The sequence below is a fragment of the Streptomyces sp. NPDC005141 genome (assembly GCF_053599975.1).
Genome location: NZ_JBSFYW010000011.1, coordinates 61,431 through 75,894, shown reverse-complemented (window position 1 = coordinate 75,894; position 14,464 = coordinate 61,431). Strand labels below are relative to the sequence as shown.

At 73.2% G+C, this 14,464-nt stretch carries 10 protein-coding genes, 1 other RNA gene and 2 pseudogenes; 5 read left to right on the top strand and 8 right to left on the bottom strand.

The genetic code is table 11. The features are described from left to right. The first annotated feature begins 164 nt into the window (after positions 1–164). Complete coding sequence (locus ACWD68_RS11535) at positions 165–1,517, top strand: hypothetical protein (protein WP_451806301.1); 1,353 nt, start codon at positions 165–167, stop codon at positions 1,515–1,517. A gap of 103 nt (positions 1,518–1,620) precedes the next feature. On the opposite strand, the gene rnpB is transcribed toward ACWD68_RS11535, so the two are convergent. The 4 genes and pseudogenes from rnpB to ACWD68_RS11515 all read right to left on the bottom strand — a co-directional run bounded on the left by rnpB (position 1,621) and on the right by ACWD68_RS11515 (position 5,620). Next, positions 1,621–2,026: RNase P RNA component class A (gene rnpB / locus ACWD68_RS11530), an RNA gene on the bottom strand. A gap of 70 nt (positions 2,027–2,096) precedes the next feature. Further along, positions 2,097–2,861 (bottom strand): annotated as a pseudogene (locus ACWD68_RS11525) (DMT family transporter); the annotation flags it as partial. A 191-nt stretch (positions 2,862–3,052) separates the two neighbouring features. Continuing rightward, positions 3,053–3,871 (bottom strand): AraC family transcriptional regulator, encoded by an 819-nt coding sequence (locus tag ACWD68_RS11520; RefSeq protein WP_451806300.1) that lies wholly within the window; start codon positions 3,869–3,871, stop codon positions 3,053–3,055. A gap of 315 nt (positions 3,872–4,186) precedes the next feature. Further along, positions 4,187–5,620, bottom strand: a complete 1,434-nt coding sequence (locus ACWD68_RS11515) for an RNB domain-containing ribonuclease (protein ID WP_451806220.1) — start codon at positions 5,618–5,620, stop codon at positions 4,187–4,189. Between the two features lie 227 nt (positions 5,621–5,847). Between ACWD68_RS11515 and yaaA the strand changes: the two genes are divergently transcribed. Continuing rightward, positions 5,848–6,648 carry a peroxide stress protein YaaA gene (gene yaaA, locus ACWD68_RS11510; RefSeq protein WP_451806219.1) on the top strand — a complete coding sequence of 267 codons (801 nt, stop codon included), beginning with the start codon at positions 5,848–5,850 and terminating at the stop codon, positions 6,646–6,648. Positions 6,649–6,717: 69 nt separating this feature from the next. Then, positions 6,718–7,428, top strand: coding sequence for a bifunctional 4-hydroxy-2-oxoglutarate aldolase/2-dehydro-3-deoxy-phosphogluconate aldolase (gene eda, locus ACWD68_RS11505; RefSeq protein ID WP_451806218.1), 711 nt, complete (start codon positions 6,718–6,720; stop codon positions 7,426–7,428). Here eda and ACWD68_RS11500 read toward each other — a convergent pair. After that, a complete protein-coding gene (locus ACWD68_RS11500; RefSeq protein ID WP_451806217.1) occupies positions 7,380–8,396 on the bottom strand; it encodes a zinc-dependent alcohol dehydrogenase family protein in 1,017 nt (338 codons plus the stop codon). The genes eda and ACWD68_RS11500 overlap by 49 nt on opposite strands. 121 nt (positions 8,397–8,517) lie before the next feature. On the opposite strand from ACWD68_RS11500, the gene ACWD68_RS11495 reads away from it, so the two are divergent. Continuing rightward, on the top strand, positions 8,518–9,318 hold the full coding sequence (locus ACWD68_RS11495; RefSeq protein ID WP_451806216.1) for a helix-turn-helix domain-containing protein: 801 nt from the start codon (positions 8,518–8,520) through the stop codon (positions 9,316–9,318). Between the two features lie 12 nt (positions 9,319–9,330). On the opposite strand, the gene ACWD68_RS11490 is transcribed toward ACWD68_RS11495, so the two are convergent. The 3 genes from ACWD68_RS11490 to ACWD68_RS11480 are packed head-to-tail and all read right to left on the bottom strand — an operon-like array spanning position 9,331 to position 12,380. Continuing rightward, positions 9,331–10,776: a bifunctional RNase H/acid phosphatase gene (locus ACWD68_RS11490; RefSeq protein WP_451806215.1), complete on the bottom strand. Its 1,446-nt coding sequence runs from the start codon at positions 10,774–10,776 to the stop codon at positions 9,331–9,333. 12 nt (positions 10,777–10,788) lie between these two features. Beyond that, complete coding sequence (locus tag ACWD68_RS11485) at positions 10,789–11,532, bottom strand: zinc ribbon domain-containing protein (protein WP_451806299.1); 744 nt, start codon at positions 11,530–11,532, stop codon at positions 10,789–10,791. Next, on the bottom strand, positions 11,529–12,380 hold the full coding sequence (locus ACWD68_RS11480) for a Nif3-like dinuclear metal center hexameric protein (RefSeq protein WP_451806214.1): 852 nt from the start codon (positions 12,378–12,380) through the stop codon (positions 11,529–11,531). The genes ACWD68_RS11485 and ACWD68_RS11480 overlap by 4 nt, the downstream gene beginning before the upstream one ends. 245 nt (positions 12,381–12,625) lie before the next feature. Between ACWD68_RS11480 and ACWD68_RS11475 the strand changes: the two are divergent. After that, positions 12,626–13,774, top strand: a pseudogene (locus ACWD68_RS11475) (hypothetical protein); the annotation flags it as partial. Between the last annotated feature and the right edge of the window lie 690 nt (positions 13,775–14,464).

Sequence of the window (14,464 nt, the reverse complement as noted above, 5' to 3'; positions counted from 1 at the left end):
CCGGGTCCCGAACGTGCCTGCGGCGACCGGAAGTGTTCACTCCGCGGACGTGTCCGCGCGGTCTGGAGTTGGCGGGCGCGGCTCAGCCTTCTCGTCGACGCAGAGCCGACGAAAGGGTCCCCGTGCAGGACTACGTTTTCCCCACCGGCCGCAGGACGGCGGCGATGCTCGCCGGCGTACTGACACTCGCGACCCTGGGGCTGGGAAGCCAGGCACACGCGGCGAGTTACGGCACGCCGAGCCTTTCGCTGTCGGCCACGTATCTGTCGGGCGCGGTGGGCGCGACCGCCGATCCGGCCGTGAACGTGACCGTCGCGCAGAGCGGGGCCGACGTCGGCGCGCTCACCGTCACCGTCAGCAAGAGCAGCAGGACCGCGGTGGCGACCACGGGCGACGTGACCGTCACCGGCACGGGCGCCACCCGCAAGGTCGCCGTCGCCGCGCGCGGCCGGGGCTACACCGACCTCACCGTGAAGGTGACCGGGGTCGACGGCCGGACGGCCACGAAGACGCTGCACTACGCGGCGTCGGCCGCCGTCCAACTCGCATCCGACAGCCGGTACTTCACGGGTTCCAGCGACGCCTCGGCGGCCGTCGACGTGGGCGGCGGCTACGCGGTCGTGGCGGACGACGAGTCCAACACCCTGCGTCTGTACGACCGTTCGACGTCCGGCGCGCCGGTCAGGACCTGGGACTTCGGCTCCAGGATCGGCGTCTCCAAGGAGATCGACATCGAGGCCGCCACCCGCGTCGGCGACACCATCTACTGGACGGGTTCGCTCGGCAACAACAAGGACGGCGAGTACAAGGCGGACCGCAACACGGTCTTCACCACCACGGTGACCGGCTCCGGCGCCTCGACCGCCCTCACGTACGGCCGTTCGTACAAGAAGCTGCGGGACAACCTCGTCGCCTGGGACGAGGCGAACGGCGACCGCTACGGCTTCGCCGCGGGCACCGAGGACGGCCAGGTGCCCAAGCAGATCGACGGGTTCAACGTGGAGGGCCTGGAGTTCGCGCCGGGCTCGACGACCACGGCCTACCTCGGCTTCCGCGCGCCGCTCGCCCCCGCGGTACCCGGCGGCAAGGCCCTCGTCGTGCCGGTCACCAACTTCGACAAGGTGCTGAGCAGCGGCACGTCGGCCGCCTTCGGCACGCCGATCGAACTCGACCTCGGCGGCCTGGCGATCCGCGACATCCGCAAGAACGCGTCGAACCAGTACCTGATCGTGGCCGGTTCCTGGGCCGCCGACGACAACTCCGACCCGTACGCCCTCTACTCCTGGGACGGCGTCCCCGGGCACGCGCCGGTCAAGCGCCTCGATCTGCCCACCTCGGACCCCGGCGGCTGGGAGGCGATCGTCGACGTCCCCGACCTCACCGTGTCCGGAGCCCGCGCCCAGCTGATCACCGACGACGGCTCCGCCGACCTGTACGGCGACGGCACGGAGGCCAAGGACCTCACCCACGCCGAGTGGAAGAAGTCCCGGGCCACCTGGTTCACCGTGACGAACTGAGAACGCGGGAACCGGGGCGGACGGCCGCGCCCCGCGGGGTTCTGCCCCCGGACATGCCGAAGGGCTCCGGCCCGGTCCTGGGACCGGGCCGGAGCCCTGCCGGCAGACGAGTCGGGCTGTACGCCGGGTTCTGTCGCCCGGTCGCCTCGCGGCGGCCGGGGAGACGGCCATCCATCTAGGGCCGGCGTTGCCGCCGGCCTCGTGCGGTCTACCCGCGGACTCGGGCGGGCAGCCCTCGAACGTCCGCGCAGAGCCGCCTTTCACAGCGGCTCCTCTTGACCTTGCTCCGGGTGGGGTTTACCTAGCCGCCTGAGTCGCCTCAAGCGCTGGTGGTCTCTTACACCACCGTTTCACCCTTACCGAAAACCGGAGTTCTCGGCGGTCTACTTTCTGTGGCACTGTCCCGCGGGTCACCCCGGGTGGCCGTTAGCCATCACCCTGCCCTGTGGAGCCCGGACGTTCCTCGGGAAGGTCCACAAGAACCTTCACGCGGCCGTCCGCCCGGCTCGTCTGCCGTGTCGACCATGGTACCGGGCGGGGGCGCCGCCGAGGACCGGCCGTCGCCGTGGCCAGGACCGAGCCCGCCAGGATGAGGGCGAAGGCGGCCAGGATTCCGGGGGTCAGGCGTTCGTCGAGGAACACGGCGCCCGCGGCCACCGCGACCGCCGGGTTGACGTAGGTGATGACCGTCGCCCGGGTCGGGCCCGCTTCCTTGATCAGTTCCAGGAAGGCCACGAAGGCGACCGCCGTGCAGATGATGCCCAGGCCCGCGAGGGCGGCCAGGACCTGTCCGGAAGGTATCGCGTCCGGCCGGGTGACGGCCGCCGCGGGGGCGTAGACCAGCGCCGCCAGGGCCAGGCAGGGTGCCGTGAGGTGGAGCGACGGCACGTCCTTGAGGTGGCGCGCGGCGATGACCGGCGCGGTGGCGTAGCCGACGACCGTCAGCAGCACCTCGACGAGCGATCTGGCGTCGCCGCCGGTCAGATGCGGGGCCGTGAGGACGGCGACGCCGCCCAGGCCGAGGGCGAGGCCCGCGACACGGCGGGCGCCGAGTCGTTCCGTGTCGCCGAAGAGCCGGGCCGCGGCCACGCCGACGATCGGCACCCCGGCGATCAGCAGACCCGCGGTGGAGCTGGACAGATGGCGTTCGGCGTCCGTCAGGGTCCACCAGGGCACCATGATCTCGATGCACGCGAAGGCCAGCATCGGGCGCCAGTGGGCCCGTACGGTCCGGGTCAGGCCGCCCTGCCGGATCGCGAAGGGCAGCAGCAGCGCGGCGCCGATCAGACACCGCGTGAACACCACCACCGACGGGGACAGCTCGTCCACCGCCACTTTGATCATCAGGTAGGGGATGCCCCAGACCACTCCCATCAGGGAGAACAGGAACCAGCCGCGTGCAGTCATGGGAGCAGTGTCGGCCGCCGCACGGTGAGGCGTCTTGAACGCTGTTGCGCCACGACGCCAGGACGCCCGAGCGGTCCGGGTCTCGGCGGCCCGGCCGATCCGGGCTACGGCGGCACGACCGGTCCGCGCTACGGCGACGGGAACACGCTCGCGCGGTACGCCGCCGGTGTCACCCCCAGCACGCGGCGGAACCAGCGTGTCAGATGCGCCTGGTCCGCGAAGCCGACGAGCCCGGCGACCTCGGCGGGGCGCAGCCCCGACTCCAGGAGCGGCCGGGCCCGGTGCACCCGGTGCTGGGCCAGCCAGGCGTACGGCGGTATCCCCATCGTCGTACGGAAGGCGCGCAGGAGCTGGTAGCGGGACAGTCCCAGGTCCGTGGCGAGGGAGGCGAGGGAGGGCGGGGCCTGGAGTTCGTCGGCCAGGCGGTCCCGTACGGCGTCGGCCACGCGTGCGGCACCCGGGACCTGGTCGCGGTCGGGGCGGGCCGTGGAGTGGCGCCGGGCCAGCGCGGCCAGGAGCCACGGGAAGCGCGACTCGGCCTCCAACGGGTCGGGGCAGAGGCTCAGTTCGGTGTGCGCGACGCGCAGCGCGGCGGCGAGTTCGGGGTCGTCGAGGAGGGGTTCACGGAAGTGCGGGAGGCCGCCGACGGCGCCCTCGGAGAGCAGCGATGGCTCCGCGTACAGGGCCCGGTAGGCGTAGCCGTCGCAGGCGGCGGGCCCGCCGGTGTGCATCTCGCCGGGGGCCAGCACGACGATGGACCCCGGGCCGGTCCGGATGTGGCCCCCGCGGTAGTCGATGATCTCCGAGCCGCCGACGCAGACGCCGATGGTGAACTCGTCGTGGGCGTGCGGTGCGTAGCGGTGCTGGTCGAAGCGGGCGGTCAGCAGGTCCAGGGGCCGGCCGTCCCGGCCGAGGGTGGCCCGGGTCCAGCGGGCCTCTTCCTTCACGGCCGCCGTCGGCCCACGCCGTACGGCCGCGGTCGCCGGCCCCTGCAGGACCGCGGCCGTCCCGCCCCGCAGCACCGTGATCGCGTCTCCCGGTCCGGCCGGAGTCGCCGTCGCCCGTGTCACCGCCGTCACCTCTTCCCCCGCGGCGAAGTCGCCGCTACGAGCGGCAACACGCGCGTCCCCCGTTTCCATGCCGCGCCGGGAAGATCCGTCGAGGCGGGGGAAGCGGGGAGGCGGCGGAAGGAGGGGGCGGCGAAGGGAGGGGAGAAGCGGTGGGTGGGCTCGGCGACGGACCGTGCGTGTTCGTCCCCGTGGTCACGCAGGCGCGAACTGCACCTTCGCCGTTCCGGGGTCCGCCTGGGTGAGCCGGACCCTCAGTCGTTCACCCAGGGGCAGGTCGGTCGTACCGCCCGCGATCCGGGCGAAGACCGCCGGAGACTCCAACTGCACGGTGCCGACCGTGGGTTCGTGCTCCTGTACGTCCACCACGCAGCCCTCGAAGAGGTCGCCGACCCGGTCCTTGAGCAGGGCGGCCTCCACGATGTCGACGCACTCACGCTCGACGGTGCCCGCGCGCCGGCTGCCCTCCGCCATCTCCTTGGGCAGGGCGTCGAGCGCCTCGAGGACCCACTCGGGAGACGGCTCACCGGCGGCGGCCGCGAGGCAGATCTCCGAGCTGTAGCGGTCGACGAGCCGGCGCAGCGGGGCCGTGCAGTGGGCGTAGGGCGCGGCGACCGCGGCATGCGCGGTGACCTCGGGGAGCACCCCGTCCCGGAAGACGGTGTACCCGGCACCGCGCAGCAGCGTCGTGCACTCCAGGAGGAAGGCCGCGTGGTGCGGCCGGTGCGGGTCGAGGGAGCGGACGAGCTGCGCGTACGAGACGTGGTGCGGCCAGTCGATGTGCAGGGCCCGCGCGGTACGGCGCAGCCGTCCGACCGCCCCGTCCGGCGCGGCGGGCAGCGTCCGCAGCACCCCCGTGCCGTGCGCGAGCATCAGGTCGGCCGCCGCCATCCCGGTGAGCAGGGAGACCTGCGCGTTCCAGCCGTCGGCGGGCAGCGGGGCCCGGTAGACGAGTTCGTACGTCCCGTCCTTCTCGACGATCTCCTGCTCCGGCACATTGAGCGAGATGCCGCCGCGCTCGATCTCCAGGCCCTCGCGCAGGGTGCCGACATCCTTGAGCAGGGCGAGCGGTTCCTCCGCCGTCCCCGCGTCGATCTGCCGCTGCACCCACGCGTAGTCCAGCTTGGCGCGGCTGCGGACCAGGGCGCGGCGGACGCCGGTCGACTCCGTACGGCCGTCCGCGTCGAGGTCGATCGTCCACAGGACGGCCGGGCAGGTCTGATCCGGCAGAAGGCTCGCGGAACCCTCGGAGAGCCGGGGCGGGTGGACGGGGATCTTCCCGTCCGGGAAGTAGAGGGTCATCACGCGCCGGTGTGCCTCGGCGTCCAGGGCTCCGCCGGGTGCCACGAAGGCGGCGACGTCGGCGATGGCGTACCGGACGCGGTAGCCGCCCCGCTCGCGGCGCGACAGGTGCATCGCCTGGTCGAGGTCGTCGGACGTCGGCGGGTCGATGGTGAAGAGGGGGATGTCCGTCGCGTCGTACGAGGGCAGACGCGGTGGCCGCCCGGCCTCCGCGAGGACCTCGGCCGGGAAGCTCACGGGCACCCCGAGCTCGGTCCGCAGAGCGCCGAGGGCGGCTCGCAGCGGAGCCTCCGGTGCACCGGTGACACGGACGTGACGGCGAGGCATGGATCGAGCGTAGGCCGGGGGCAACCGTTGAGCACGCCGAGCGGGCGGCCGGCGGGTGGGCCGGGAGCGGCGGTAAGCCGACCGGGCGGCTGCCCGACGGGGTGCCCGGACGGGGCGCCGGCGCCGGCGCCGGTGGGGTCCGGTGGGGCCCTGCCGGACGGCGAAAGCGTCCCGGTCGCACACCGTAGGCTGGCGCCGGGCCATTTCCACCGTGAGGAGAACCAACCGTGCTCGTGCTGCTGCCGCCCTCCGAGGGCAAGGCCCCCTCGGGCCGGGGAACCGCGCTCAAGACGGAGTCGCTCTCCCTGCCCGGTCTCACGGAGGCACGCCAGGCGGTTCTCGACGAGCTGGTCGAGCTGTGCGTGGCCGACGAGGAGAAGGCCCGCGAGGTGCTCGGACTGAGCGAGGGCCTGCGCGGCGAGATCGCGAAGAACACGGAACTGCGGACCGCGGGCGCGCGCCCGGCCGGGGAGATCTACACGGGGGTCCTGTACGACGCCCTGGACCTGGCCTCGCTGGACACCCCCGCCAAGCGGCGCGCGGGCCGCTCGCTGCTGGTCTTCTCCGGGCTGTGGGGTGCGGTGCGCGTGACCGACCGCATCCCCTCGTACCGCTGCTCGATGGGCGTGAGGCTGCCCGGCCTGGGAGCGCTGGGCGCGCACTGGCGTACGCCGATGGCGACCGCTCTCCCCGAGGCCGCGGGCGACGGGCTGGTGCTGGACCTGCGGTCCTCGGCGTACACGGCGGCGTGGAAGCCCAAGGGCGAGGTCGCGGGGCGGACGGCGACCGTCCGGGTGCTGCACGCGCAGATGGTGAACGGGGTCGAGAAGCGTTCCGTCGTCAGCCACTTCAACAAGGCGACCAAGGGCAAGATCGTCCGCAGCCTGCTCACCGCGGGCACGGCACCGAAGGACCCGGCGGAGCTGGTGGAGGCGCTGCGGGACCTCGGATACGCCGTGGAGGCGGAGGCCCCCGGCAGGGCGGGCAGGCCGTGGGCGCTCGACGTGGTGGTGAGGGAGATCCACTGAGCGGCACATGACGTTGCACCATGCGCAACGACCTTTGCGCATGGTGCAGACCCCGGGCAGGATGTGGGCATGACCTCGCCGCTGCCCCCGTCTCCGCGTGCCTCCGTCCTGGATCTCGCGCCCGTCGTCCCCGTCGTCGTGGTCGCGGACGCCGCCGACGCCGTGCCGTTGGCGCGAGCCCTGGTCGCCGGCGGACTGCCCGCGATCGAGGTGACGCTGCGGACCCCGGCCGCGCTCGACGCGATCCGGGCCATCGCGACAAAGGTGCCGGACGCGGTGGTGGGCGCGGGCACGGTACTGACACCGGGACAGGTGGCGGAGTCCGTCGCGGCGGGCGCCCGCTTCCTGGTCAGCCCCGGCTGGACGGACGCACTGCTCGGCGCGATGAAGGCGTCCGGCGTGCCGTTCCTGCCGGGGGTGTCCACCACTTCGGAGGTGGTGGCGCTGCTGGAACGCGGGGTGCGTGAGATGAAGTTCTTCCCCGCACAGGCGGCCGGCGGCACGGCGTATCTGAAGTCGCTGGCCGGGCCCCTCCCCCAGGCGCGGTTCTGCCCGACGGGCGGCATCGGCCCCGACAGTGCGCCGGACTATCTCGCACTCCCCAACGTGGGCTGTGTGGGCGGCAGTTGGATGCTCCCGGCCGACGCGATCGCGGCGCGGGACTGGCGCCTGGTGGAGGAACTGGCACGGGAGGCGTCGGCGCTGCGCCGGCAGCCACAGCCCACCCTCGCTCAGCCCACACGGATGACCACCTTGCCGAAGGCCACACCGCTCTCGTAGTACCGGAACGCCTCCCGCACCTCGTCGAAGCCGAACACACGGTCCACGACCGGGCGGGTCCCGTGCAGTTCCAGCGCCCTGTTCATGGACTCGAAGTGCGCACGGCTGCCCACGAACACCCGGCGGATCGTGGCCAGGCTCGCCGCGTAGGCCGCGTTGGAGATCTCGATACCGTTCCTGCGCGGGTTGCCGGTGATCAGGAGCACGATCTGGCCGTAGAGCGCGGCCGCTCGCATCGACTGCTCGATGGTGTCGGGCCCATTGGTCTCGACGACCAGATCGGCACCGCGCCCGCCGGTCAACTCCCTGACGGCAAGCCCCCATTCGGGGTTCTCGGCGTAGTTGACGACGTGGTCCGCGCCGAGCGCCTTGAGACGGTCCGCCTTGACAGCGCTCGATGTGGTCACGATGACCTCGGCGCCCATCGCCTTGGCGAACTGCACGACGAAGAGGGACAGCGCGCCGGTGCCGAGGGTGAGCACGGCCTGGCCGGGGGTGAGCGGCTCGCCGCCGGTCAGGGACTGCCAGGCGGTCACCCCGGCACAGGGCAGACAGGCCGCCTCCTCCCAGGTCAGATGGTCCGGAACCCGGACCGCGGCCTCCTGGCCCAGGCACGCGTACTCGGTCAGCATGCCGTCGAGGGTGGCGCCGGGCTGGTCGAACAGGGCCGGGGTGATCCGGCCGTCCAGCCAGTTCGGGAAGTACGTGCCCGCCACACGGTCCCCCACCCCGAACCGTGTCACCTCCGCTCCCACCGCGACGACCTCCCCCGCTCCGTCGCTCACCGGGATCACGTCCGGTACGGCCTTCAGCGGGTAGGTCCCCTTCAGGATCAGCAGGTCGCGCTTGTTGAGGGAGACGGCCCGGACACGGACGAGGATCTCGCGGGGCCCCGGTTCGGGCCGGGCCGACTCTCGCGGGACGATCCCGTCGACGGTGCCGAGCGTTTCGAGGTGGTAGGCGCGCATGTCCGCTCCCTGGGTGGGCTCCTGAGTGGATGCGTCCATGCTGTTCGGAACGGGGCTCCCCCTCAATTCCCGGCAAGGTATGACGGGCCGGGTGCCGTACCCATGACGTACAACTGGTCCCATGACGACCGGTACCTCCGCCGAACCCCCTCCCTTCGCCCGGGAGCTGCTGCGCTGGCGGCACGCGCGCCGGGTGAGCCAGCTGGAGCTCGCCTCGCGGGCGGGCACGACGCAGCGGTACGTCAGCTTCATCGAGCGCGGGCGTTCGGTGCCCGGCAGGCAGATCGTGATCAGGCTCGCCGAGTCACTGGGCCTGACCCTGCGGGAGCGCAACGCGCTTCTCCTGGCGGCCGGTTACGCTCCCGCGTACACCGAGTCACCGCTGGACGCCGCCGCGCTGAAGCCCGTACGGGAGGCGCTGGACAGCATCCTCGAAGGGCATCTGCCGTATCCGGCGGTGGTGGCGGGACCGCGCGGTGAACTCGTCGCGGCCAACGCGGCGTTCGACGTGCTGGCCGAGGGAGCCGCAGCCGAGCTGCTGGCACCGCCGGTGAACGTCCTGCGGCTGGCCCTGCATCCGCGCGGGATGGCGTCACGCGTGGTGAACCTGGACGCCTGGGGCCGGCACATCGTGGAGAACCTGCGGGCCCGGTCCGTACGCAGCCTCGATCCGCATCTCGGCGCGCTGGTGGAGGAGTTGGCGGAGTATGTGCCGGTGAGCGAACCCGGCGCGGACTACCTCGGCTTCGCCGTGCCGCTGCGACTGCGGTGCCCGGAGGGTGAGTTGAGGCTGCTCACCACACTCACGTCGTTCGCGACAACGGTGGACGTCACGCTCGCCGAGCTCCATCTGGAGGCGTTCCTCCCGGCGGACCGGGAGACCGCCGGGATCCTGCGCGACCGTGCCGCCCGGCGCGGCTGACCACCGTGCCGCTCAGCGCAGATGAGACGTGTCGTTGAACAGCCGGACGCTCGCGTTGCCGTCCGCGTAGTACGCCACCGCCGAGAGGGACGCCGCCGACAGTTCCATCCGGAACAGCGACTCCGGCGGGGCGCCGAGCGCCAGCCGTACGAGGGTCTTGATCGGGGTGACATGGGTGACGAGCAGGACCGTGCGGCCCGCGTAGGAGGCGATCAGCTTGTCGCGGGTGGCCGCCATGCGGTGGGCGGTCGCGGCGAAGCTCTCGCCGCCGCCGGTCGGTTCGGCCTCCGGTGAGGCGAGCCAGGTGTTCAGGTCCTCCGGATGGCGTTCGCGCACCTCGGCGAAGGTCAGTCCCTCCCAGGCACCGAAGTCCGTCTCGCGCAGGCCGTCCTCGATGACGACTTCGAGGCCGAGCCGGGCGGCGACGGCCCCCGCGGTCTCCCGGGTCCGGGCCAGCGGGGAAGCCACGATCGCCTGGATGGTGCCGCGTGCCGCCAGCGCGGCGGCGACCCGATCCGCCTGCTCCCGGCCCACGTCGGACAGGGACGGATCGCTGCCGCCGCTGCCCGAGAACCGCTTCTGCGGGGTCAGCGGGGTCTCGCCGTGCCGCAGGAGTACGAAGGTCGCGGGCGCGCCCATGTCGGGGGCCGCGCCCCAGCCGGTCGTCGGCGCGGTGGTGGCCACGTTCCGCGCGGCCCGCTCGTCATCGCCCGACTTCGCCGCCCGCGCGTCGGCCACCGGCTGTGCGGCGCTGTCGTCCGGCTTCGCCGCGTGCACGCCGGTTCCCGGCCGCGCGGGTTCGTCGCGTCGCGACGAGGGCGAGCCGGGGCCGGCGGTCGTCGGGCCGCCGGCCGGCTGTGGCCGGGCGAGCGGTTCCCCGCGTCCCTCGCGGGGCGTCTCCGCGTCGGCGCGGGTACCGGCCAGTGCCGCACGTGCCTTGGCCGCGCCCGCCCTCGCGTCGCCGGGCGGGCCCGTCGGCCCGGGTGCCGCGGACCGTGCCGCCCGGGCGTCCAGTTCCGCCGTCGACGCCGACGGCGACCATGTCTCGCCGCGCTTGCCGGCGTCCATCGCCTCGTTGGCCAGCCGGTCCGCGTGCTTGTTCCGCTCGCGCGGCATCCACTCGTAGGTGACCTGGGAGGGCGGGAGAACGCGGGCGGCCTCCGCCGCCAGGGGCTTCATGTCCGGGTGCTTGATCTTCCAGCGTCCGGACATCTGCTCGACGACGAGCTTGGAGTCCATCCGGACCCGGACGCGCGCGGTCGCGTCGAGGTCGCGGGCCGCCTCCAGCCCGGCGACCAGACCCCGGTACTCCGCGACGTTGTTGGTGGCGATGCCGATGTACTCGGCACGCTCCGCCAGCGTCTCCCCCGTGGCCGCGTCGATGACCACGGAGCCGTAGCCCGCGGGCCCCGGGTTGCCCCGGGAACCGCCGTCGGCCTCGACGATGAACTCCCGCACGCGCCGATCTCCCTACAGGCCGGACTCGGACGTACGTACGAGGATGCGGTGGCAGTTCTCACAGCGCAGCACGGTGTTGCGGGGCGCCGCCTTCACCTCGTTGACCTCGGTGATGTTGAGCTCCAGGCGGCAGCCCTCGCAACGGCGCTGGTAGAGCTTGGCAGCGCCGACGCCGCCCTGCTGAAGGCGCAGCTTGTCGTAGAGCTTGAGAAGGTCGGCGGGCACCGACGCGGAGATGACCTCGCGCTCCTTGGTCAGCGAGGCGGCCTCGCCGTCGAACTCCTCGAAGGCGGCGTCACGGCGCGCGGTCGCGTCGTCGATCTTCGCCTGGACCGAGGCGTCGCGCTCGGTCAGCTCCGCGACCCGCTCCTGGGCGGACTCGCGGCGCTCCATGACCTCGAGGACGACGTCCTCCAGGTCGCCCTGGCGCTTGGCGAGGGAGACGATCTCGCGCTGGAGGTTCTCCAGGTCCTTGGGGGAGGTGACGGCACCCGAGTCGAGGCGCTGCTGGTCGCGGGAGGCGCGCTGACGCACCTGGTCGACGTCCTGCTCGGCCTTGGTCTGCTCGCGGGCGCAGTCGCTCTCCTCGGTCTGTGCGGCGACGAGCAGGTCGCGCAGCTGCGTGAGGTCCTTGTTCAGCGACTCGATCTCGGCGTGCTCGGGCAGCGACCTCCGCTTGTGCGCGAGCTGCTGCAGGCGGGCGTCGAGGGCCTGGACGTCGAGAAGTCGGATCTGGTCGGCGGGCTCGGCGTTCAGTTGGGGGCTCCTGATGTGTCGTGGTGAGAGGCCGCGTGGGCGGTCCAGGGGTCGGTGACCGTCCGGGAGACGTGGACGCGCAGTCCCCATCCCTTCCGGTCGGAGATCTCGTCGAGCTGGGCGGCGGCCAGCTCGCACCAGGGCCACTCGGTGGCCCAGTGCGCCGCGTCGAGCAGCGCGAGAGGACTGTGGGCGCGGGCCTCGGAGACCGGGTGGTGGCGCAGGTCCGCGGTGAGGAAGGCGTCCACGCCCGCGGCGCGCACGTCGTCGAAGAGGCTGTCCCCGGAGCCGCCGCTGACCGCGACGGTGCGGACCAGCGCCTCGGGGTCGCCCGCGACGCGGATGCCCTGCGCGGTGGCGGGCAGCCGCTCGGCGGCCCGCTCGGCGAGCTCGCGCACGGTCAGCGGGTGGTCCAGCTCACAGACGCGGCCGAGGCCGCGGCGCCCCTCGGGGTCGGTGGCGTCCGGCACGAGGGGCCGTACGACCCGCAGGTCCAGCGCCCCGGCCAGGGCGTCGCTGACTCCCGGGTCGGCGCGGTCCGCGTTGGTGTGGGCGACGTGCAGCGCGATGTCGTTCTTGATCAACGTGTGCACGACGCGGCCCTTGAAGGTGCCGGCCGCCACGGTCGTCGTACCGCGCAGATAGAGCGGGTGGTGGGTGACGAGCAGGTCGGCGTCCAGCTTCATCGCCTCGTCGACGATGTCCCGGACCGGGTCGACGGCGAACAGCACGCGCGTGACCTCCTGGTCGGGGTCGCCGCAGACGGTGCCGACCGCGTCCCACGGCTCGGCCTGCTCCGGAGGCCAGAGGGTGTCGAGCGCGGCGATGACTTCAGACAGACGGGGCACGGGGAAAGGCTACCTGGCTTACGTCCTTGTCCGACCGTTCGCGGACCGCGGGACCGGCACCCGGACGGCGGACGGAACGCGGTTCCCGCCGCTCCTGGCCCGGTCTCCCCACCATCGTTCAGCACATCCGCCCCCGTTCCCTCAGGCGAATCCCGATGTGGCCACCCTTATGTGTGAAGCGGCAGCCCGTCGGTCCCACGTCTGTGCGTGCGAAAACTACCTTCGTCGCCGGAGGTGACCGAACGATGACGGCCGGTGCGACGGAGCCCGTGGTGCAGAGCGAGCGCGAGAACGGCGGCGAGTACGGCGACGACGCGAGTCGGTGGCCTGCCCGTCCCCTGTGCGTGATCACCGTCGACGGCGCCTACGGGGCGCGGCTCGCGCGCGACGGCGAGTCCTGGTACCCGGAGCGCTGGACGCTGGACGGCCCCGAGCCGTACGCCGTGCCGCTGCCCGGCCCTCAGCCCGAGGAGCCCGGCACCGAGGTGTTGCCGCTGACCGACGGACGGGTGCTGATCCATCGCGCGGCCGACGGACGCCACGCCTTCTCCCTCCTCTACCCGACCGGTCCCGGCACCGGCGAGCTCCCACTCGGCGCGGTGGAGTGCCCCGACGCCGGCACCCGGCTGCGGCTGCTGCCGCCCGCGCCGGACGGGGAACGCGCGTACGCCCTCGCCGTGGGCCGGGGATCCACGGCGGTGTGGCTGGTGGCGGGCGGCGCCTTCGGCCCCGAGTATCTGGCCGAAGTACCGGGCCACTGCTCGGGAGGGGTGTGGCTGGACGGCACGGGACGCCTGCTCGCGCTGGACCGCGTCCAGAACGGCCGCACCAAGACCGTGGTCGTCGACCTGGAACGCGGCGGAGAGGTGTCGCCGCTCCTCCAGATCGCCGAGCACAGCAACGACCGGCTGCTTCTCGCGGACGCGGACAGCGGGCTTCTCCTCATCCGTTCCGACGCGCCGTCCCCCGGCCGGGAACGTCTTGGCTGGGGCGTGCTCGGCAGCACCCTGCCCGTCCGCTTCCCGGACTGCCTGACCGCGACGGGCTGCTCGATCACCCCGTTCGCGATCCAGCCGGGACAGGTGCTGACCCCGGAGTCCTGCGCCGTCGCCCTGCGCATCGACGGGCCGGGCAGCACCTGGGTGGGTGTGTGGCGCCCGTCGGAGCGCCGGATCCACCATCGCCAGGCGCCCGAGGGCTGGTTGCCCGGCACCGGACTGTGGACCACGGAGGGGGTGCTCCAACTGCCGTACGCGACGGGGGTCGTACCGTGCGGCGTCGCACGACTGGAAGCACCCGACGGGGCGGGGGAGCCGGACCTGAGGAATCCGGCTCCCCCGAGACGCCCCGCGCCGCGCCCTGTCCCCCTCCAGCAGGCGCCCCTGAAGGGCCGGTCGACCGCGTCGACCGACCGGGCGGCCCAGAGAACGGGCCCGGCCCGGACTCCCTCGGTGCACCTGACCCTGAGAACGGACCTGACGGAGGCGCCGAGCACCGACGCGCTCCTCGATGTCGACGCCGCCGAGGCGGCACGCACCGGTGCGGGTCCCGCGCCCAGGGACACGGTGCCGCTGCCGACGGTGACGAGCCTCACCACCAGGACCGCGGCCGCCGAAGCGCGGCGGGCCGACATGCGCCCCGGCGCCGAGCCGGCCGAACCACTCCCGCCCGCCGTGAGGATCGGCCCCGACACCACCGGACCACTCCCGCCCCTCGCAGCGGTCTCAGCCGTCAGGGAACTCCCCACCGAGACCGGTGAACCCCGCCCGCCCGAGACCAACCTCTGGACCAAGGTCGCCGACACACCCCCACCCGGCATGAGCCTCGGCACCAGGACCCGAGCCGCACTCCCCGCCGGCACGGGACTCGGCCCCGACACCGCCGAACCACTCCCGCCCGTCGTGAGAATCGGTCCCGACACCACCGGACCACTCCCGCCCCTCGCACCGGCCCCAGCCGTCGGAGAACTCCCCGCCAAGAGCGGCGCACCCCGCCCGCCCGAGACCAACCTCTGGACCAAGGTCGCCGACACACCCCCACCCGGCATGAGCCTCGGCACCAGGACCCGAGCCGCACTCCCCGCC

Coding starts and splice junctions, on each gene's coding strand:
- ACWD68_RS11500 (WP_451806217.1), bottom strand. CDS start 8,396: ATGCGCGCCTACCACCTCGAAACGCTCGGCACCGTCGACGGGATCGTC.
- ACWD68_RS11495 (WP_451806216.1), top strand. CDS start 8,518: ATGACGACCGGTACCTCCGCCGAACCCCCTCCCTTCGCCCGGGAGCTG.
- eda (WP_451806218.1), top strand. CDS start 6,718: ATGACCTCGCCGCTGCCCCCGTCTCCGCGTGCCTCCGTCCTGGATCTC.
- ACWD68_RS11515 (WP_451806220.1), bottom strand. CDS start 5,620: ATGCCTCGCCGTCACGTCCGTGTCACCGGTGCACCGGAGGCTCCGCTG.
- ACWD68_RS11535 (WP_451806301.1), top strand. CDS start 165: ATGCTCGCCGGCGTACTGACACTCGCGACCCTGGGGCTGGGAAGCCAG.